We start from the raw sequence: 19347 nt of genomic DNA, 5'->3' as shown, positions 1-19347 counted from the left end.
TCAAGCAAGTTTCGGGTCGAGCGTGGTCGACCACAGCGCGACGTCGGCGCGGTCGCGCAGGGTCACCGTCATCTGGCCGGAGGCGCCGTCGATCTTGACGTGGCCGAAGAACTGCATGCCGGCGGACGGCGGCAGGTTCTGGCTGTCCTTGTCCGGTACCTTGACGAAGCGGACCTCCGGTCCAAACGTGTTGTCGAGCGCGTTCGGGCCGAAAGTGCCGGCGTGGAGCGGGCCCGAGACGAATTCCCAGAACGGCTCGAACTCCTGGAATTGCGCCTTGTTCGGGTCGTAATAGTGCGCGGCAGCGTAGTGCACGTCCGCGGTCAGCCATACCGTGTTGCTGATCGGTGCCATCTTGATGAAGCGAAGGATGTCCGCAATCTCGAACTCGCGGCCGCGCACCGGGCCGTCTCCTTGCGCGAATGCTTCCGAGCCACCTTTCGGCGTGTCCGATACGACGAGACTGAGCGGCATGTCGGAGGCGATTACCTTCCAGGTTGCGCGCGAATTGAGCAGACCGCGCTTGAGCCAGGCGATCTGGTCGGGTCCGAGGAAGTAGCTGGCCGGGCCGTATTCCGTTTCCAGATTGGCGCCGTTCGGGCCGCGATAGCTGCGTTCGTCGAGCACGAACACGTCGAGATGCGGGCCGTAGGAGATCTGGCGATAGACCCGGCCGGGCTCGTTGATGCTCTCGCGCATCGGATACATCTCGTGGAAGGCACGCGAGGCGCGCGCGGCGAGCAGGCTGATGTCCCGCACTTTGTAGGTCGCCGGCAGCTCCTTCGAGAGCGACCAGTTGTTGGTCACCTCGTGGTCGTCCCACTGCACGAAGATCGGCACTTCGGCATTGAAGGCACGGAGGTTGTCGTCGGTCAGATTGTATTTGTGCGCGGCGCGATACTCGTCCAGCGTCTCCGCGACCTTGGCCTTCTCGGGGATGGTGAGGTTCTTCCAGGTCTTGCCGTCGGCAAGCTTCACCTCGGACTGAATCGGGCCGTCGGCATAGATCGTGTCGCCCGAATGCAGGAAGAAGTCCGGACGATGCTTGCGCATGGCCGAGAAGGTGTACATGCCGCCGTCATCGGGATTGATTCCCCAGCCCTGGCCGGCGACGTCGCCGCCCCAGACGAAGCTGACATCGCGGCGGTCGGCCGGCGCAGTGCGGAAGCGGCCGGTCACCGCTTCACCTTCGACCGCGCTGTGCGAGAGATCGCGGAAGCGGACGCGGTAAAAGATGTCCTGGCCGGCCGGAAGATTTTCAACCAGCATCTTCGCGGTAAAGTCGCTCTCGGGCAGCGCCGCGATCGGCGGCAGCGCGCGGGCATTCCTGAACGTATCAGTCGTCGCGACCTCGACCAGCATCTGCGCCGGCCGGTCGGTGCGCGCCCAGACCACGCCGCCGTCGACGGTGACGTCGCCCGATTGCACGCCATGGGTGACCGCCGGCCGGTCCGCGGCGCGCGAGAGATAGGGCATCGCGACCGCGCCAAGCGCACCGGCGCTCGTGGAGAGGAAACGGCGGCGGGAAAATTGGATGTTCATGGGATGGTCTCGATATCGCGTGAGACGACCGCCCCGGCGGCCGCCCCGGTGAAGTCAGACGCTATACTGAGACAATGTGACGCAGCAATTACGCGCGCAAGCGTTTACGCGTTGCCGGCGGCCCTGAATTGCGCGCCGGTGCGTTGCAGGCTTGGCGGTAGGCTGAACAGCACCGCCTTGCGGTCGGCAACGGCGGCGTGGAACTGGTCGAGTGCGATGTTGAAGGCGGTGAGCGCGGCTTCCTCGATCGCGCCGTGATCGAAGCAACGCAACGTATCGCGCAAGATCGCGTCGGCTTCGGCCTGCATCTGGTCGAGCTCTTCGGTCGTCTCGCTCTTGCGTGCGGCGGCGATCATGTCGAGCAGGCGTTCGCGCAGATGGCTGTTGTTGTCGCGCTCGTCCTTCTTCAGATAGCCCGCAAACCAGGCGCCGATCGAGCCCGTGGCCGAGAGCGCCATCAGGCTCCACCAGATGTAGTCGCTGTATTTGTCGAGGAAGGTCTTTTCCTCGCCGTCGACGAAGGCGGCGGCACCGGGATGCACGGGGATCACCGCATCCTTGTCGGTGTCGGGCGTCTCGATCTTCGCCGCCAGCGGGAACTCCGCCACCAATTGCTGCCGCACGGCAAACAGCTGGCGCGTGAACGCGGCGATGGTGGTCTCGGACACACCTTTGCGCGCCACGACATGGTGCGAGAAGCTGATGGTCTTGACCTCTTCGTCCGGACGATCCGGTGAGCCGCCGTAAGTGCCTGCGGGAATCTCCGAGGATTCGTAGACCGGGTGGTTCTGCGCGATCGCGTCGGCGGAATCGATGGCGAGGAAGGTCGGTGTGCCGCCCTCCTTGACCGATGCCGTGATCGCGTCCGCCGTGATCTTGCTGTTGACCGGGCCGGCCGCGAGGTAGACGTCGGCCTTCTGCGCCTTGATTGCCTCGGCAACTTCATTGGCCGGGAATTGCACGATCTCGACCTTGGCGGGATCGACGCCGTATTGCTGGAGGATCACCCTGAGGAGGTTGACGTTGGCCTGGGTGCGGCCGACGACGCCGATCCGGTGCCCGGCCAGCTGCGCGACCTTGGTGATCTTCGCGCCCTTCTTCTTGCCCTTGCCGGGCACGGACCACAGCACCACGACGTTCTTGCGCAGCGTCGCGACCGCCTGTGCGTTCTTCGGCACGTCGAGGTCGCCGCGCACGATGGCAAGATCGACCTTGCCTTCCGCGAGGGCATTGGCGCTGGCGGTGGCGCCGTCGGTCTGGATCGGTCGCAGCCGCACATTGCTCTTGTTCTGCGTGAAAGCCTGGGTCAGCGCCTGCACGACCTTGACGTCATCGCTGTTGGCGGGACCAACCGCGATCTTCAGCGTCACCGGCCGCATCGCGAAATAATAACCGCCGGCGAGCGCACCGATGATCGCAAGCACGAGCGCAAGCGACGCCAGCGCCGTCTTCCGCGCTGCGGATCGCGGCGAAGGCGGAGAGGGCGTCTCGGCCAGGTCCAATCCCCCGGTCATCGATCTCCCAAACAGGCGCTTGAGGCTCAGTTTCATCTTGGCCGGCGATTTACGCCGGCAATTGTAGCAAATTTCTTGTCCGGCAGGGTTACATCTCCGTCATGGTTAGCGGATGGGGCGGATCCCGTATGAACCCGGGGCGTCAGGACAGTGTTAGGGTAAAGTTCCCCTAAAAACGGAGGCGATTATGGCAGAGCGGCTGACGGCAGAGGCGCGCAAGCAGGCACTGGGCGGATTACCCGGATGGGGCGAGATTTCCGGTCGCGACGCCATCGGGAAGACCTTTGTCTTCAAGGATTTCAATCAGGCCTTCGGCTTCATGACCCGCGCGGCGCTGGTGGCCGAGAAGATGGATCACCATCCCGAATGGCGCAACGTCTACAAGACCGTGGAGGTGGTGCTGTCGACCCATGATGCCGGCGGCGTCACCGCACGCGACATCGACCTGGCCAAGGCGATCAACGCGCTCGCCGGCTGACATCTGGCTGACGTCTTGCGGTGCCCGGCCTCATCCCCATCTTGTGATCAGCAGGCGATGCGGCGATGCGCCGCTGCGGCCGAACGGGGAGTTTTTGAGCATGGCTGCCGAACACAGCGTCGGCTTCGAGCCGGCCGATCGGCTCGCGAAAGACCGTGAGGGCGTGCGCCGCCGCTTCTGGCGCAAGTTGAAGCGCGTCGCTGCGCAACTGCCGTTCGCGGAAGATCTGCTCGCCGCCTATTACTGCGCTTTCGACCGGCAGACGCCGCGCCATGTCCAGGCCTCGCTGCTCGGGGCGATCGCCTATTTCATCCTGCCGTTCGACTTCGTCACTGACGTGATGCCGATCCTCGGTTTCGCCGATGACGCCGCCGTGCTCGCCACGGCGATCCGCATGGTCGCCGGCCACATCACGAACGAGCATCGCGACGCCGCCCGTACCGCGTTGAAGCGCGGGCTGGATGAGGCGGAGGCGGAGCAGTAGGCGGCTCAATCGCACGCGCTGCTTGTCATTCCCCGCGAAGGCGGGGAATCCAGTACGCCGCGGCGCCTCGGCTCAACCATTGACGTCACGGAGTCCTGGATCGCCCGGTCAAGCCGGGCGACGACGGTGAGTGTGGGGCAAGAGCGCGTCTCAATCGTCATTGCGAGCGCAGCGAAGCAATCCAGAGATGTTTCCGCAGCGGCGGTCTGGATTGCTTCGACGCTTCAGTGCGAAAATTGCTTCGCAAGGTCTATCGCGAACTCATCGCAATGACGGCTTTCACTTCTTCTTCTCCGGCATCGCCTGGGCCCGCGCATTCTCCGCGTCCCACGCCTGGAATTGCCTGAACAGCGCTTCCTTGTCCGCGTCGGACACTTTTGCGGCCGCCGGATTCTGCTTCAGGAACGCCTCGAAGCGCTTCTGCGTCACCGGCTCGACACCGTGTTTGTCGAGCCATTGCTGCGCCACCGGCAATCTGTTCCAGCTCGCCAGGGGCGCCGCGAGCGAGACCTCCTTCCACTTGGGATGGAAGGGCGGGTTCTGAAGCGAGGGGAATTTCGTGAAGAACGCGTCCACGAACAGCGCGATCTTGCGATAGCGCTCGGTGTTCGGCGCCCAATTATACGCCGCAAGCACGGCAGGCACTGCGATCGTGTCCACGCTCTCGCCTTCCTTGATCAGGTTGGGGTAGTCCTTGGCGGTCAGCGTTGCCGGCAGGTAGTCGCTCTGGAGCGGCTTTGCATAATCGACCTTGGCAAGATGGAAGCGGCCGTCATTATTGAAAGTCGAAACCGATTTGTACGGCTTGCCGCCGACCACGATGACGGCGTCGATCTGGCCGGCCTTCAGCTTCTCCATTGCGATGCGCTGCTCGACATAGACGAAGTTCGCCTTGAGCCCGAGACGCTCGAACACGGTGAGCGCGGTGACGAAGGTGCCGCCATTGGGCAGGTCCACGCTCACCGTCTTGCCTTCGAGGTCCTTGAGCGTGGCGATCGACTTCGGCGCGATGACCTGCATCTCTTCATTGTAGAGCTTGGTCACATAGGTGAACTGCTTCTTGATGTCCTTGGCAAAGCCCTTGCGCTCGAGATAGTCGAGCGTGTCGGCCCGCACGATGCCGAGATCGACACCCTGCAGGAACAGGATGTCGGCGACGCTCTGCACCGAGCCGCGGCCGACGATCGGCAGCACGCGGATCTTGTTGCCGTCGTCGAGCACCGAGGCGAGGTCGGCGCCGAACTGCACATAGGTGCCGCCGATCGTGCCGGTGATCAGCGTGACGGTGTTGGCGTTCAGCGCCTGCTTGGTCGAGGTCGAGCCGAACTGGAAGATGGCCTTCAGGCTGTCCGAAACCTTGGCCGGATCGTATTCGGTCTGCGACTCGGCACGTGCCGCGAAGGCACAGATCGTCATGATGGCGGCAAGCGCCATTCCCAAAGCGTTACGCATGATGTCCTCTAAATCAAAGAGTTCTAGTTCTGAAGCTGGCCGAGGCGCTGCCGCGCGTCCGCCGATCCGAGTGCCGCGGCTTTCTGGTACCAATCGCGCGCGGCGGTCGCGTCGGCGGAGATGCGCCGCGAGTCGCTGGTGCCCAGCACCGCCGGGTCATAGCTCTGCGCTAGCATGAACGCCGCCGTCGGATCCTGTGCATTGGCCGCACGTTCAAGCAGCAGGCGGGCCGCAGCGATATCGCCGACGCCCAGCAGGCTCTTCGCGCGCGTCATCAGCCCGGCCAGCGTGTCGGCGTCGAGCGTCTTGGCGGGCGGAGGCGGCGCGGCCGGCGCTGCGACGGACGCGGGCGGTGCCGCAACAGGCACAGGCGGTGCCGCAACGGGCGCGGGCGGTGCCGCGACGGCGGCGGGCGTCTGGGCTTGCAGCGCCGTCTGATAGGCGGTCGCGATCGCCTCACGGCTCGGCGTTGCCGGCGCAAGGATAGCCTGCGTGTCGGCGCTTGCCAGCTTCGTGTCGCTTACGCGGCCCGGATCCTTGAGCGGGGTCTGCGGGATGGCCGGCGTTCTGACCGCCGCCATGGCTTGGTCCGCCGCGAAGCCCACCCAATTGCCGGCATTGGCGGCGAGGAGGCCGCGAAAGTCGGACTGATACAGGGTGACCAGAACTGCCAGGGTGGATACCACCAGAACGGCCGCGAGCACGCGCGGGACGATTCTGGAGCGCAATTCCACCGGCGCATATTCGCTTGGGTCCGGCGCCCCGAGCGGATCGGACAGAAATAGTGGAACCGGATCGTCCTGCGAAAGATCGGCCCGTGCAGCACGCGCTCGGATAAAGGACGCGGTCTGCGGGTGTGATGCGGCTCGATTGAACTCGAACGCGCTTGATTCGTTCGACGGGCGGTATGCCGTCGTCTCCATGGTGAAGCTCCCCATTACTGACGCAACGCAGGGGGCACTCCCGGCTTCAGTTTTCTTGCTTTTGTCCAGAAAGTTCCCTGTCAACTGGAGCGAGTAAATCGCCGTCTGAATCAGCCCAAAAAGCGACAACGGTTTGCGCGAATCAGGAAATATTTAGGTTTGATTGAGGCGAGGTGGGGGAATACACCAAGATTTTGGCGCTATGGTTGAGGAAGGTTTTCCCAATTGTGGCGTCTTTCGCCCGCCCAAGTGCGCAACTGCGCATTGAGCGGTCGATGACAGTGATATGCTTGGCGAATGGGCGTAGCAGGCGACGCCGTCGTCGACATCCTCACGGATGCAAGATGACCTTGCCCATCGCCTGGCGTCCCGCGAGCACCTTCAACGCGTCCGCGGTCTGTGCCAGCGGGAAGGTGCGATCGACATGCGATGAGATCTTGCCTTCCGCCGTCCACTTCACGAGCTTCTCGAGATTGGCGCGGTTCTTCGCCGGATTGAGCCGCGTCCACGCGCCCCAGAATACGCCGCGGATGTCGCAGCCCTTCAGCAGCGCGAGGTTCAGCGGCATCTTCGGAATGTCGCCGGCGGCAAAGCCGATCACGAGGAAACGGCCTTCCCAGGCGATCGAGCGCAGCGCCTGCTCGGCATATGCGCCGCCCACGGGATCGAAGATGATGTCGACGCCTTTGCCGCCGGTGAGCTTGCGTAGACCTTCCTTCAGATCTTCCTTGCCGTAGTTCAATGTCAGCTCGGCGCCATGTGCTTTGGCGAATTCGAGCTTCTCCTCCGACGAGGCGCAGGCGATCACCTTCAGGCCCATCAGCTTGCCGAGCTCGCAGGCGGCAAGGCCCGTGCCGCCGGCCGCGCCGAGCACCGCGAGCGTCTCGCCCGGCTTCGGGCTCGCGCGATCCTCCAGCGCATGCAGCGCGGTGCCGTAAATGATGATGATGCCGGCCGCGCGGTCATAGTCGAGATTGTCGGGAATCTTCACGATCGAAGCCGCCGGCAGCGCGATCTTTTCGCGTGCGCCGTTGTGGCCGCAGGACGCGACGACGCGATCGCCGACTTTGAGATCAGTCACGCCAGCGCCGATGCTCTCGATCACGCCGGCGACTTCGGCGGCCGGCGAGAACGGGAACGGCGGCTTGATCTGATACTTGCCCTGGATCATCAGGATGTCGAAGAAGTTCAGCGCCGCCGCCTTGATCGCGATCACGGCTTCGCCGGGGCCCGCCACGGGGTCCGGCACCTCGGCCAACACGAGATCGTCGGGCTGGCAATATTGCGAGCAGAGGATGGCTTTCATGGCGGCACCTGGGGCGTTTCGAGTGGAATTATAGTTGGCCCGGTTTTGCCGGATATAGTTGGCCCGGTTTTGCCGGATTTAGGCACCGGCGACAATCGGGATTCTTTGCCAGATGCTATGTTCGGCCTATCCTCGTCATTGCGAGCGAAGCGAAGCAATCCAGACTATTTCCGCAGGACGGATTCTGGATTGCTTCGCTTCGCTCGCAATGACGAAGTGTGCGGAAACAGCGAGGATTCAAACGATGTTTGAAACAGGCCTGCTCAAGAACAAGCGCATCCTCGTCACCGGCGGCGGCTCGGGCCTTGGCGCGGCGATGGGGCGTCGTTTCCTCAGCCTGGGTGCCGAGCTCGTCATCTGCGGTCGCAAGCTCGATCGGCTCGAGGCTACGGCGAATGAGATGCGCGAAGAGACCGGTGGCAAGGTCAAGATCGTCGCCTGCGACGTTCGCGACGGCGCGGCCGTGGATGACATGATGGACGCGATCTGGCGAGAGGCGCCGCTCGATATTCTCGTCAACAACGCGGCCGCAACGTTTGTCGCGCAGAGCGAGCATCTCTCATTCCGCGCCGCGGATGCGATCCTCGCGCCAACGCTCCATGGCGCGATGTATTGCACGCTCGCCGCCGGGAAGCGCTGGATCGACGGCAAGCATGGCGGCGTCGTGCTCTCGATCCTGTCGACTTCGACCATCACCGGCCGCGCCTTCACCGTGCCGTCGGCGATGGCGAAATCGGCGGTGCTGGCGATGACCAAGAGCCTCGCGGTGGAGTGGGGTCCGAAGGGAATTCGCACCGTCGCGATCGCCCCGGGTCCGTTCCCGACCGCCGGCGCCACCGGACAGCTGCGTCCCGAAGGCCGCGACGAAGGCTGGACGTCGCGCAATCCGCTGGGACGCACGGGCGAGCACCGCGAGCTTGCCGATCTCGCCAGCTTCCTGGTCTCGGAACGCGCCGGCTACATCAACGGCGAGATGGTGGTGATCGACGGTGGCGCGCACTTGCGCAGTTCCGGCGCCGAGGACCTGCTCGGCTGGAGCGAGGCGCAATGGACCGAGCAGCGCGCCGCGCGATTCAGAAGCCAGCCGCTGTCATCCGGCTAACTGCCTTCCCAAACTGGACTTTTCCGGCTATCCCTGCACGGGGACAAAGCGCGGCCGGGCCATCTTCCAGTCACAATATTGAGGGAACCACTCCAGCATGTGGCGGGTGCTGATTTTAGCTGTGATGACTGGCGTGGCGGCCGGCGGAGTCGCCGATTCCGCGCGGGCGCAGACGACGCAACCGACGCAACCGGCGCCGAAGGCCGCACCGAAACCGGCTGCGCCGGCGGCCCACACGACTGCGAAGACGGCTGCAAAGCCCGAGAGCAAATCGGCGGCCCCGGCCGCCGCGGTTGCGGGCGGTGCAGAGCCGACCTTGATCGGCCAGTTCGGGACCTGGGGCGCCTATTCGGCGACGCCCAGCGGCAAGAAAGTCTGTTTTGCGCTGGCCAAGCCCTCGTCGTCGAAGACCAATCCGCCGAATCGGCCGCGCGATCCCGCCTATGCGTTCGTCTCGACCAGGCCGGCGGAGAAGGTCAGCAACGAAGTCTCGGTCATGATCGGTTACGCGTTGAAACCAGGCTCGGAATCGACAGTCGAGGTCGGCGGCGCTGCTTTCGCAATGTATACGCAGGGCGACGGCCTCTGGATCAAGAACGCGGCGGAGGAGGAGCGAATGGTCGAGGCCATGCGCAAATCCGCCGATCTCGTGGTCAAGGGCGTCTCAGCCAAGGGCACCGAGACGACCGATACCTTTTCGCTGAAGGGTCTCGCCCAGGCGCTCGACCGGATCGCCCAGGATTGCAGGCGGTAAAATTGCAGGCGTTAAGCCTGCGGGCGCTATCACCGTCGCAATCGGCAATTCCGGTTGCTATATAGGGGGCTATCCCAAAGGTGCTGCCGTCATGGCCGGGCTTGTCCCGGCCATCCACGCGCTGGTTCCGGGCGGGAAAGGACGTGGATGCCCGGGACAAGCCCGGGCATGACGACACAGCAGCAATCTCAGGCAACCGATGACCGAGCCGCACAACGCAATATTGGTGGAGAAGATTCCACTCGAAACTTATGTGCCGCCGGCGAAGCCGTCGCTCATCGGCCTGTCGCGCACTGAGCTTGCCGATCGTCTCGGCGAGATCGGCGTCGCACCGGCGCAGCGCAAGATGCGCGTGCAGCAGCTGTGGCACTGGCTCTATTTTCGCGGCGCCCAGAACTTCGACGACATGACCTCGATCTCGAAGGGCATTCGTGCCGAGCTCGCGCAGCATTTCACCGTCGATCGGCCCGAAGTCGTGGCCGAGCAGATCTCCAATGACGGCACCCGCAAATGGCTGCTGCGGCTGCCGAGCGGCGACAATGTCGAGCGCGCCCATGAAGTCGAGTGCGTCTACATCCCCGAGACCGATCGCGGCACGCTCTGTGTCTCCTCGCAGGTCGGCTGCACCCTGAACTGTTCGTTCTGCCACACCGGCACGCAGCGCCTGGTGCGCAACCTCACGGCGGGCGAGATCGTCGGCCAGATCATGGTCGCGCGTGATCGCCTGAACGATTGGGCCGATCGCGAGGACGGCACGCGCCGCGTCACCAACGTCGTCATGATGGGCATGGGCGAGCCGCTCTACAATTTCGACGCGGTGCGCGATGCGCTTTTGATCGTCGGCGACAATGAAGGCATCGGCATCTCCCGCCGCCGCATCACGCTGTCGACTTCGGGCGTGGTGCCGAACATCGTGCGCGCCGGCGAGGAGATCGGCGTGATGCTCGCGATCTCGCTGCATGCGGTGCGCGACGAGCTGCGCAATGAGCTGGTCCCGCTCAACCGCAAATATCCGATCAAGGAGCTGCTGCAGGCCTGCCGCGACTATCCCGGCGCCTCGAACGCGCGCCGCATCACCTTCGAATATGTGATGCTCAAGGACGTCAACGATTCGCTCGACGATGCAAGGCTGCTGGTGAAGATGCTCAAGGGCATTCCGGCCAAGATCAATCTGATCCCGTTCAATCCCTGGCCCGGCACGGTCTATGAATGCTCGGACTGGGACCAGATCGAGAAGTTTTCCGAGTATATCTTCAACGCCGGCTATTCCTCGCCGGTGCGTACCCCGCGCGGCCGCGACATCCTCGCCGCCTGCGGCCAGCTCAAGTCGGAAACCGAGAAGCTCAGCGCCCGCGAGCGCCAGGCGCTGCGCGCCATGGCGATGACGGATTAGCTTGTTATGCCCGCGCTCTCGCATCCTCGTCATTGCGAGGAGCGTAGCGACGAAGCAATCCAGGCAGTCTCCGCGGACGCATTTCTGGATTGCTTCGCTGCGCTCGCAATGACGGCAAAGGTGGCTTTCCCTTCATGTCCCTGATCGGCCGCCTTATCGTCATCTTCCTCGCCTTCCTCGCCGCCTGCTTCGTCGGCGGCATGATCGTGGTCGTCGCGCTGCTGTTTCCGGAATTCGCCGATCTCGGCGCGGGTCCCGTCGATCAAGGCGCGATCGATATCCTGCTCGGTTTCGGCTTCATCTTCGTGTCCGGCTTTGCGCTGGTGCCGGCGGCGGTCATCGTCGCGATCACCGAAGCGCTCTACATCCGCAGCGCGCTCGCTTACGCCGTTGGTGGTGGTGTCGTGGGGCTTGCCTGCTACCTCGGGCTCGTTCCTTTCCACTCCGATACTTTCCAATTCGAGGGCATCGTGCGGCGTCACCTGGAGATCATGACCGGGGCGGGAATCGTCTCCGGCGTGGTCTACTGGCTGATCGCCGGCCGCAATGCCGGTGCCTGGCGCGAGCGGCCGCCTCCGCGCAAGCCGCCCCCGCCGCTACCGTCGAATTCAAGGCCGGATGTGCGGTGACCACATACTCGGTGTCGTCCCGGCCTAGTGCGCAATTGCACACGGGGGCCGGGACCCATTACCCCGAGGAGGGGTTGTGAGCGAACTGGTTGAGTCTTCGCCAAACCACGGCCGGTGGCTATGGGTCCCGGCCTTCGCCGGGACGACGTCGTTGAAGCATTACGCTCCGACAAATGCATGCTCGCTCACGTCGCTTGCCGCGACCGAATCCAGGGTTTCCATCCTCTCTCCACTCCGCTAAACCGCGCGCCATGAACCGGACTGGACTTTTCATCGCCCTGGCGCTGTGGCTCGTGATCGGCGTTGTCTTCGGCCTCTATCCCGAGCTCGATCTCAAGCTCGCGTCGTTGTTCTTCGACCCCGAGACGAGGACGTTTCCGCTCAAGCTGGACGGCTGGGCCAGCTTCGCGCGGGATGCGGCGATGTGGATCGCCTGGGCGTTCGTATTGCCGTCGCTGGTCGCGCTCGTGGTCAAGTTGATCCGGCCCGACCGGCCGCTGCTGGTGTCGGGGCGCGCGATGGTGTTCCTGCTGGTCACGATCATCATGTCTGCGGGCATTCTCACCAACCTGACCTTCAAGACCTATTGGGGACGTCCGCGTCCCGTGGTGGTGACGGAGTTTGCCGGCGACCAGCAGTTCGTGCCGTGGTGGGATCCGCGCGGCGGCTGCGCGCGCAACTGCTCGTTCTTCTCGGGCGAGGGCGCGACCGCCTTCTGGACCCTGGCACCCGCCGCGCTGGCCCCGCCGGCATGGCGGCCGCTCGCCTATGCCGGCGCCGTGGTGTTCGGCGCCTTGACTAGCGGCCTGCGCATGGCCTTCGGCGGACATTTCTTCACCGATGTGGCGATTGCCGGCCTCGTCAGTTTTGTCGTGATCTGGTTCGCCTACGCGCTGATCTACCGCTGGCCGCGCACGCGATTTTCGGACGAGGCGGTCGATGCCGCCCTGACCCGGCTGGCCTGGCCCGGCTACCGGCTCCGCCAGCGCCTGTTTGGCGGCAAGACCGGTCCCGCGCCGTCGATTTGAGCCATTAAATGGGTGCCGAGGCGTGCGAAATTTGATATTCGCCCGGTCAAACCCGCCCTGACATCAGCCCTTGAGACCCGATTGGAAGAGCCATGACAACGATCCTGAAAAGCCTGCCCAAGGGTGAGAAAGTCGGCATCGCTTTTTCGGGCGGCCTCGACACCTCAGCGGCGCTGCTCTGGATGAAGCAGAAGGGCGCGCGCTGCTACGCCTACACCGCCAATCTCGGCCAGCCGGACGAAGCCGACTACAACGAAATTCCGCGCAAGGCACAGGAATTTGGGGCCGAGAAGGCCCGGCTCGTCGATTGCCGCACGCAGCTCGTTCACGAAGGCATCGCCGCGATCCAGTCGGGCGCCTTCCACATCTCGACCGGCGGTATCACCTATTTCAACACCACGCCTCTGGGGCGCGCCGTCACCGGCACGATGCTGGTCGCGGCGATGAAGGAAGACGGCGTCAACATCTGGGGCGACGGCTCGACCTTCAAGGGCAACGACATCGAGCGCTTCTACCGCTACGGGCTGCTCACCAATCCCGGCCTGAAGATCTACAAGCCGTGGCTCGACCAGCAGTTCATCGACGAGCTCGGCGGCCGCGCCGAGATGTCGGCGTTCATGACCGCGCAGGGCTTTGCCTACAAGATGAGCGCCGAGAAGGCGTATTCGACCGACAGCAATCTGCTCGGCGCGACGCACGAGGCCAAGGATCTCGAGAGCCTCGACAGCGGCATCAAGATCGTTAACCCGATCATGGGCGTGCCGTTCTGGCGCGACGACTGCACTGTGAAGGCCGAGAAGGTCGTGGTGCGTTTCGAGGAAGGCCAGCCCGTTGCCCTCAACGGCCAGACCTTCTCTGATCCCGTCGCGCTGTTCCTCGAGGCCAATGCGATCGGCGGCCGCCATGGCCTCGGCATGAGCGACCAGATCGAGAACCGCATCATCGAGGCCAAGAGCCGCGGCATCTACGAAGCCCCCGGCATGGCGCTGCTGCACATCGCCTATGAGCGCCTCGTCACCGGCATCCACAACGAGGACACCATCGAGCAGTACCGCATCAGCGGCATGCGCTTGGGACGGCTGCTCTATCAAGGCCGCTGGTTCGACTCGCAGGCCCTGATGCTGCGCGAGACCGCGCAGCGCTGGGTCGCGCGCGCCGTCACCGGCGAAGTCACGCTGGAGCTGCGCCGCGGCAACGACTATTCGATCCTCAACACCGAGAGCCCCAACCTCACTTATGCGCCGGAGCGGCTGAGCATGGAGAAGGTCGAGGACGCCGCCTTCACGCCGGCCGACCGCATCGGTCAGCTCACCATGCGCAATCTCGACATCGCCGACACCCGGACCAAGCTGAAGCTCTACAGCGACACCGGCCTGTTGTCGGGCAGCGAAGGCTCGCAGATCTTCCGGCTGGAGAGCGACAAGGGTTGAGGCCTTATGTCGCCCGATCGGGCGGCACGACATAATGACGGTGTCATCGTCGACCGTTAGGCTCCTTGCTTTCCCCTCGGAATGGGCATCGCGGAGCATCGAATATGGTCAAGGGATCGGCCGTCGCCTCTCTCATCGTTCTGCTTTGGGCAACGTCACTGTCGGCACAAACGGTCTATCCGATCGATCGTGCCGAGATTCTGGCTGGAGCCCGATTCGACTTCAAGGTCGAACTCCCCGGATTGGTTGATCCGGCCAAGTTGAAGGTGACGGTGAACGGCGCGGATTATGCGACTGCGTTCGGTCGTTCCGGGACCTTCATCGACCGAGAGGATGGCAAGGAACAGTCGGCCCTGATCCTGCGCGACGTCACGCTGACCACGCCGGGCAGCGTTGCCGTGGACGTGAGCGACGGCACGCGTCAGCGTAGCGTTACCTGGACGGTCTACGACACGGGTCCGCGCAAGGCGAAGAATGTCATCCTGTTCATCGGTGATGGCATGTCGCCGGCGCACCGGGTCGCGGCCCGAATCCTGTCCAAGGGTATTTCGGAGGGCAAGAGCCGCGGCAAGCTCGCCATCGACGATATGCCCCATATGGCGCTGGTGGCGACCGCAGGCTCGGATTCGATCATCACGGACTCCGCGAACTCCGCCAGCGCCTATGCGACCGGCCACAAGAGCGCCGTGAACGCCCTCGGCGTTTACGCGGACCGCACCGCAAGTCCGTTCGACGATCCCAAGGTCGAAACCATCACCAGCCTCGCCAGGCGGCGGCACGGCATGGCGATCGGCATCGTCACCAATACCGAGATAGAAGACGCGACGCCGGCGGCGATGGTTGCACACACCCGCCGGCGCGCCGCCTATGACGAGATCGTCGAACAGTTCTTCGCGGCGAAGCCGGATGTGCTGATGGGCGGCGGCAGCGCGAATTTTCTGCCGAAGTCCGCGGCCGGCTCCAAACGCAAGGACGAGGCCGATTACATCGCCAAGTTCCGCGACGCCGGCCATCAGGTCGCGACGACCGCGGGCGAGCTCGGCGTTTCTGCCGCAAAGCCCGAGACGGGCAAGCTGCTCGGCCTGTTCGCCGCCGGCAACATGGACGGCGTGCTCGACCGCAAATTCCTCAAAGGCGGCGGCGTCAAGAAATTCCCCGAGCAGCCTGACCTGACCGAACAGGTGCAGGCGGCGCTGAACATCCTCTCGAAGAACGAGACCGGCTTCTTCCTGATGGTCGAATCCGGATTGATCGACAAATATGCGCATGTTCTCGACATGGAGCGGGCGGTCTACGACACGATCATGCTCGACAACGCTGTGCGCCAGACGCGCGAATGGGCGCAGGCGCGCGGCGACGACACCCTCATCCTGGTGCTGGCGGACCACAATCACCCCAACAGCCTTGTCGGCACGGTGAATGACGACATGGGCACGACGCCCAACGTTCCCTTGCGCGAGCGCGTCGGTGTCTACGAGCAGGCCGGATTTCCAAACTATCCGGCGCCGGACGCGGACGGCTATCCGTCACGCGTCGATGTCAGCCGGCGGCTCGCCATCTTCTCCGCCAGCCTGCCGGACCACTACGAGACGTTCCGTCCAAAACTCGACAATCCCAACGAGCCGACCGTCAAGGCCGGTGATGACGGCACGTTCAAGGCCAACGACAAATACAAGGATGTTCCGGGCGCGGTGCTGCGCCCCGGCAACCTGTCGGCGATGATCGGCGCCAGCGTGCATTCGGGCGAGGACGTCATCCTGACGGCGACCGGACCGGGCAGCGAGCGCGTGCACGGCTCGATGGACAACACGGAAGTGTTTCGTGTCATGGCCGATGCGCTTGGGCTCGCCGCCGTGAAGTAGCGATGCGTGCGCCAAACAAAAATGGCCGGGATCGCTCCCGGCCATCTGTATTGGCTTTCCTGCTTCGACCGGCGCGCATTCAGTTTAGGTCGCGGCATGATCGTCCGATCGTCGCATGCTGCGCGACATTTTGCGGCACCATCTTCGATGAGACCGGAAGGAAGCTGAAACGACCGAACTAAGGGGGCCGGTCACGACGGAGCGTCAAATGGCCAGACACAGGCACGATCTGCCGCAGCATCGAGGCGGCATCTTCCTGACCGACGGTGGCATGGAGACCACCCTGATCTTTCAAAAGGGATTGGAGCTTCCGCACTTCGCTGCATTCGTGCTGCTCGAGAGCGCAGAAGGCCGATCACATCTGAAGCAGTATTACGAAGCCTATCTCACCATCGCACGGCAGCATGGGCTCGGCTTTGTGCTCGACAGTCCGACCTGGCGCGCCAATGCTGATTGGGGTGCCAAGCTCGGCTACGATGTGGACCGGCTCAAGGTGATCAACATGCGTTCCATTCGTTTTATCGAGGAATTGCGTGGCGCCTGGGAGGCTCCTGGCCGGCCTTGTGTGATCAACGGCGCGATCGGCCCGAGGGGCGACGGCTACAAGGCCGGGAACATGGATGCCACTGAGGCGATGGCCTATCACTCGCCTCAGATTGCGGCCTTTGCCGAGGCTGGCGCGGACATGGTGACCGCGTTCACGCTGAACAGCATCAATGAAGCCATCGGTGTCGTCCGCGCGGCGAAGATGCAGGCGGTTCCGGTTGCGGTCTCCTTCACGGTCGAAACCGACGGTCGACTGGTCAGGGGAGAGGCCCTGCGTGAGGCGATCGAAACGGTCGATGATGCAACCGAACGCGCTTGCGAATATTTTCTGATCAACTGTGCTCATCCGACCCATTTCGAGGGTGCCCTCGAAGCCGGCGAGCCATGGGTCGAGCGCATTCATGGTGTCCGGGCCAACGCCTCGACCAAGAGCCATGCCGAACTTGACGAGTCGGAGGTGATCGACAGTGGCGATCCCATCGATCTCGGCCGACGCTATCTGGCGCTCAGGCGCGCGTTCCCGCGCATGCGGCTGCTCGGCGGCTGCTGTGGCACTGATCACCGGCATGCCGCAGCGATCTGCGATGCCTGCATACCGCATCAGGCGCGAGGTGCTTGATCCAAACAAAAATGGCCGGGATCGCTCCCGGCCATTTTCTGTTTGCGACGGACTTACTGGCGCGGCGGAGGCGGCGCTGCGTTGGCCTGGCCGCCATTGAGCAGCGGCGTGATGCGGCGGACGGTGACGCGCCGGTTGATCAGGCTCGGCCCTGTCGTCTGCTCCTTCAGATACTGCTCGCCATAGCCCTGCGACGTCAGGTTCTCCGCGGGCACGTTGAACTGCTGGGTCAGCAATTCGGCCGCGGCCTGCGCGCGGCGGTCCGACAGCGACAGATTGTCGACGTCGTTGCCGACCGCGTCGGTGTGGCCCTCGATCAGGAACACCTCCTGCGGATTGGCCTGGAGCGCCTGGTTAATGCCGTCGGCAATCACCTGAAGCCGCGCCGCCTGGTCCGGCGGAATGGTCCACGATCCCGTCTCGAAGTTGATCGTGTTGACGTCGATGCTCGGCATCTGCATGCGAACATTGGGGCTGTAGCGGATCTCGTCGAGCGAGTAGCGCCGATCGATTCGCTGCACCGGCGGGGCCCGCATCGTGTCGTAGATCACCTGCGGCGACGCCTCCTGGGCGTCGACAATGTAGCGATCGTAGGGGATGCTGACCACCGGCGGCGGCACGTCGACATAGAAGCCGCCGACCGCCCGCGGATCGCGATAGCTGTTGTCGATGATGACGAGCTCGCGTCCGCGCGGGTCCCTGCGGATTCGTCGCAGCAGCGAACCGTCCGCACCGACCACGGTGATCACCTCGCTGCCATCAGGACGCACCACGACGGTGCGGGTCTCGCCGCCGACCGTGTCGGTGCGGATGTCGCGGGCGCCATAGCGGAAGCGATAGAGGTCGTTGCCGCGGACATAGGCCTGCCCACCGGGATCGCGGATGATGATGCGGTCCGGCTCGGTGTAGACGGTGCGGCCGCCTTCGACGACCTCGCGTCGCTGGCTGTGGAGGTCGGCGATGGTCGCGCCGATCACGGCGCCGGCCACTACGCCTGCACCGACCGCGAGCGGCGTCAGATCGCGCTGCTGCGGACGTGGCGGTGGTGGTAGCGGCGCTGCGACCCTAGGCGCAGCGCGGAAGGCGGGCGCAACCGTCGGCGGCGCGTATTGCGCCCTGTTCGGCGGTGGCGCTGCGGCCGGCGTGCCAGGGACGACGGTTGGCGCTGCGGCGCCGGCGGGAGGTGCCGGCGGTCGGGCCGGGGCGCCGGCCTGCGGCGGGGCAGCCGGGGCTCCGGCAGCGGGCGCGCCCGCGGGTGGTGTAGCACCCTGTTGGCCGGGTGTCGGCGTCGCCGTCGGGGCCGCGCCGGGAGCAGGCGTCGGTGCTGCACCGGGACGTCCGGGCGGCGGCGTCGGGGTGCCGGCACCTGGAGCCGGCGTGGCCGTTGGGGCGGCGCCGGGAGCCGGCGACGGTGATCCTGCGGCCGGAGGCGCGCCAGGACGTCCGCCGGGCGGCGGTGCGCCCGGGCGGCCTGGCGACGGTGCCGCGGGCGTCGGGGTCGCCGTCGGTGCGGGGGTGGTCGCCGGGGCAGGTGCGTTCGGGCGCGCCGCGGGCGCGGCTGTCGGAGCAGGGGGCGTCGCCGTGGGCGCAGGCGCAGGCCGTCCCGCAGGACCCGCCGCAGGGGGCGGCGGAGGCGTCGGAGACGGGCGTGCACCTGTCGGCGGTGTGGGCGCGTGCTGCTGCGGAGCCGCCGCGGGAGGCGGTGCCGGCGGCGTGGGAGCCGGGCGTGCTGCAGGCGGTGTCGGGGCATGCTGCTGCGGCGCTGCTGCCGGCGGCGGTGCGGGCTGCTTCGGCGCTGCGGCCGGCGGCTGCGAAGGTTGCTTCGGGGCGGCAGGCGGCGGGGGTGGCGGTGGCGGAGCCGGGCGGGCCGCAGGTGGTGGCGAAGGCGGCGGCGCTGCCGGGCGCGGCGGTGCGGCCGCCGGCGGAGGCGCTGCAGGCGGATGAGGTGCCGCCGCGGGTGGCGGTGTGGCCGGTCGCGCAGGCGGCGTGGCCGCTGGCGGTCCCTTCGGAGGCTGCTTCGGTTTTCCGTCAGGGCCAGTCTCTTGTGGCTGGGCCTGCGCAACCACGAGCGGCGGCGCACTTTGCGCATGCGATGCGGAGCTTGCGAATTGCATCGCGGTCAGAGCCGTCGTTGCAAGCAGCACGAAACGAAGGTTGGTCATGGTGGTGAACTTCCCCGGAAGGTTCTTTGACGAAGTGTCGGGATGAACAGCTACGCGTTAGGCCGCATTGTGGCGGGCGACGTCATCGCGGCCCGATTTATTTCTGCACACAAATCACCTCAT

The 19347-nt window shown here is 65.0% G+C and carries 16 protein-coding genes; 10 read left to right on the top strand and 6 right to left on the bottom strand.

Going from position 1 to position 19347, the window contains the following annotated elements:
- Positions 1-1542, bottom strand: coding sequence for an alkaline phosphatase (locus tag NLM27_RS33205; protein WP_254147288.1), 1542 nt, complete (start codon positions 1540-1542; stop codon positions 1-3).
- A gap of 104 nt (positions 1543-1646) precedes the next feature.
- Positions 1647-3092 (bottom strand): TAXI family TRAP transporter solute-binding subunit, encoded by a 1446-nt coding sequence (locus tag NLM27_RS33200; RefSeq protein WP_254147287.1) that lies wholly within the window; start codon positions 3090-3092, stop codon positions 1647-1649.
- A 151-nt stretch (positions 3093-3243) separates the two neighbouring features.
- Here NLM27_RS33200 and NLM27_RS33195 point away from each other — a divergent pair, with 151 nt between their 5' ends.
- Entirely contained in the window at positions 3244-3534 is a 291-nt protein-coding gene (locus NLM27_RS33195) for a 4a-hydroxytetrahydrobiopterin dehydratase (RefSeq protein WP_254147286.1), read from the top strand.
- A gap of 100 nt (positions 3535-3634) precedes the next feature.
- Positions 3635-4018: a YkvA family protein gene (locus tag NLM27_RS33190; protein ID WP_254147285.1), complete on the top strand. Its 384-nt coding sequence runs from the start codon at positions 3635-3637 to the stop codon at positions 4016-4018.
- Positions 4019-4297: 279 nt separating this feature from the next.
- Here the strand turns inward: NLM27_RS33190 and NLM27_RS33185 are convergent, their stop codons facing one another.
- The 3 genes from NLM27_RS33185 to NLM27_RS33175 form a co-directional block, all read right to left on the bottom strand.
- Entirely contained in the window at positions 4298-5470 is a 1173-nt protein-coding gene (locus NLM27_RS33185) for a TAXI family TRAP transporter solute-binding subunit (protein WP_254147284.1), read from the bottom strand.
- A 23-nt stretch (positions 5471-5493) separates the two neighbouring features.
- Positions 5494-6393: a hypothetical protein gene (locus NLM27_RS33180; RefSeq protein WP_254147283.1), complete on the bottom strand. Its 900-nt coding sequence runs from the start codon at positions 6391-6393 to the stop codon at positions 5494-5496.
- A 331-nt stretch (positions 6394-6724) separates the two neighbouring features.
- Positions 6725-7699 carry an NADPH:quinone oxidoreductase family protein gene (locus tag NLM27_RS33175; protein WP_254147282.1) on the bottom strand — a complete coding sequence of 325 codons (975 nt, stop codon included), beginning with the start codon at positions 7697-7699 and terminating at the stop codon, positions 6725-6727.
- A gap of 244 nt (positions 7700-7943) precedes the next feature.
- On the opposite strand from NLM27_RS33175, the gene NLM27_RS33170 reads away from it, so the two are divergent.
- From NLM27_RS33170 to NLM27_RS33135, 8 genes are all read left to right on the top strand, one after another.
- A complete protein-coding gene (locus NLM27_RS33170; RefSeq protein ID WP_254147281.1) occupies positions 7944-8801 on the top strand; it encodes an SDR family oxidoreductase in 858 nt (285 codons plus the stop codon).
- A 97-nt stretch (positions 8802-8898) separates the two neighbouring features.
- A complete protein-coding gene (locus NLM27_RS33165; RefSeq protein WP_254147280.1) occupies positions 8899-9555 on the top strand; it encodes an invasion associated locus B family protein in 657 nt (218 codons plus the stop codon).
- A gap of 199 nt (positions 9556-9754) precedes the next feature.
- Positions 9755-10948: a 23S rRNA (adenine(2503)-C(2))-methyltransferase RlmN gene (gene rlmN / locus NLM27_RS33160; RefSeq protein WP_254147279.1), complete on the top strand. Its 1194-nt coding sequence runs from the start codon at positions 9755-9757 to the stop codon at positions 10946-10948.
- A gap of 134 nt (positions 10949-11082) precedes the next feature.
- On the top strand, positions 11083-11577 hold the full coding sequence (locus tag NLM27_RS33155; protein WP_254147278.1) for a hypothetical protein: 495 nt from the start codon (positions 11083-11085) through the stop codon (positions 11575-11577).
- 251 nt (positions 11578-11828) lie between these two features.
- On the top strand, positions 11829-12605 hold the full coding sequence (locus NLM27_RS33150; protein WP_254147277.1) for a phosphatase PAP2 family protein: 777 nt from the start codon (positions 11829-11831) through the stop codon (positions 12603-12605).
- A 92-nt stretch (positions 12606-12697) separates the two neighbouring features.
- Positions 12698-14035 carry an argininosuccinate synthase gene (gene argG / locus NLM27_RS33145; protein ID WP_254147276.1) on the top strand — a complete coding sequence of 446 codons (1338 nt, stop codon included), beginning with the start codon at positions 12698-12700 and terminating at the stop codon, positions 14033-14035.
- Between the two features lie 104 nt (positions 14036-14139).
- Positions 14140-15897, top strand: a complete 1758-nt coding sequence (locus tag NLM27_RS33140; protein ID WP_254147275.1) for an alkaline phosphatase — start codon at positions 14140-14142, stop codon at positions 15895-15897.
- A 208-nt stretch (positions 15898-16105) separates the two neighbouring features.
- Positions 16106-17062, top strand: coding sequence for a homocysteine S-methyltransferase family protein (locus tag NLM27_RS33135; protein ID WP_254147274.1), 957 nt, complete (start codon positions 16106-16108; stop codon positions 17060-17062).
- 53 nt (positions 17063-17115) lie between these two features.
- Here the strand turns inward: NLM27_RS33135 and NLM27_RS33130 are convergent, their stop codons facing one another.
- On the bottom strand, positions 17116-19224 hold the full coding sequence (locus tag NLM27_RS33130) for an OmpA family protein (protein WP_254147273.1): 2109 nt from the start codon (positions 19222-19224) through the stop codon (positions 17116-17118).
- Positions 19225-19347: the final 123 nt, after the last annotated feature.

This window comes from Bradyrhizobium sp. CCGB12, assembly GCF_024199845.1.
Lineage (GTDB): Bacteria > Pseudomonadota > Alphaproteobacteria > Rhizobiales > Xanthobacteraceae > Bradyrhizobium.
Note: the sequence above shows the minus strand (reverse complement) of the source record. Positions and strands in the feature narration are given on the sequence as shown.

Coding starts and splice junctions, on each gene's coding strand:
- NLM27_RS33205 (WP_254147288.1), bottom strand. CDS start 1,542: ATGAACATCCAATTTTCCCGCCGCCGTTTCCTCTCCACGAGCGCCGGT.
- NLM27_RS33200 (WP_254147287.1), bottom strand. CDS start 3,092: ATGAAACTGAGCCTCAAGCGCCTGTTTGGGAGATCGATGACCGGGGGA.
- NLM27_RS33195 (WP_254147286.1), top strand. CDS start 3,244: ATGGCAGAGCGGCTGACGGCAGAGGCGCGCAAGCAGGCACTGGGCGGA.
- NLM27_RS33190 (WP_254147285.1), top strand. CDS start 3,635: ATGGCTGCCGAACACAGCGTCGGCTTCGAGCCGGCCGATCGGCTCGCG.
- NLM27_RS33185 (WP_254147284.1), bottom strand. CDS start 5,470: ATGCGTAACGCTTTGGGAATGGCGCTTGCCGCCATCATGACGATCTGT.
- NLM27_RS33180 (WP_254147283.1), bottom strand. CDS start 6,393: ATGGAGACGACGGCATACCGCCCGTCGAACGAATCAAGCGCGTTCGAG.
- NLM27_RS33175 (WP_254147282.1), bottom strand. CDS start 7,699: ATGAAAGCCATCCTCTGCTCGCAATATTGCCAGCCCGACGATCTCGTG.
- NLM27_RS33170 (WP_254147281.1), top strand. CDS start 7,944: ATGTTTGAAACAGGCCTGCTCAAGAACAAGCGCATCCTCGTCACCGGC.
- NLM27_RS33165 (WP_254147280.1), top strand. CDS start 8,899: ATGTGGCGGGTGCTGATTTTAGCTGTGATGACTGGCGTGGCGGCCGGC.
- rlmN (WP_254147279.1), top strand. CDS start 9,755: ATGACCGAGCCGCACAACGCAATATTGGTGGAGAAGATTCCACTCGAA.
- NLM27_RS33155 (WP_254147278.1), top strand. CDS start 11,083: ATGTCCCTGATCGGCCGCCTTATCGTCATCTTCCTCGCCTTCCTCGCC.
- NLM27_RS33150 (WP_254147277.1), top strand. CDS start 11,829: ATGAACCGGACTGGACTTTTCATCGCCCTGGCGCTGTGGCTCGTGATC.
- argG (WP_254147276.1), top strand. CDS start 12,698: ATGACAACGATCCTGAAAAGCCTGCCCAAGGGTGAGAAAGTCGGCATC.
- NLM27_RS33140 (WP_254147275.1), top strand. CDS start 14,140: ATGGTCAAGGGATCGGCCGTCGCCTCTCTCATCGTTCTGCTTTGGGCA.
- NLM27_RS33135 (WP_254147274.1), top strand. CDS start 16,106: ATGGCCAGACACAGGCACGATCTGCCGCAGCATCGAGGCGGCATCTTC.
- NLM27_RS33130 (WP_254147273.1), bottom strand. CDS start 19,224: ATGACCAACCTTCGTTTCGTGCTGCTTGCAACGACGGCTCTGACCGCG.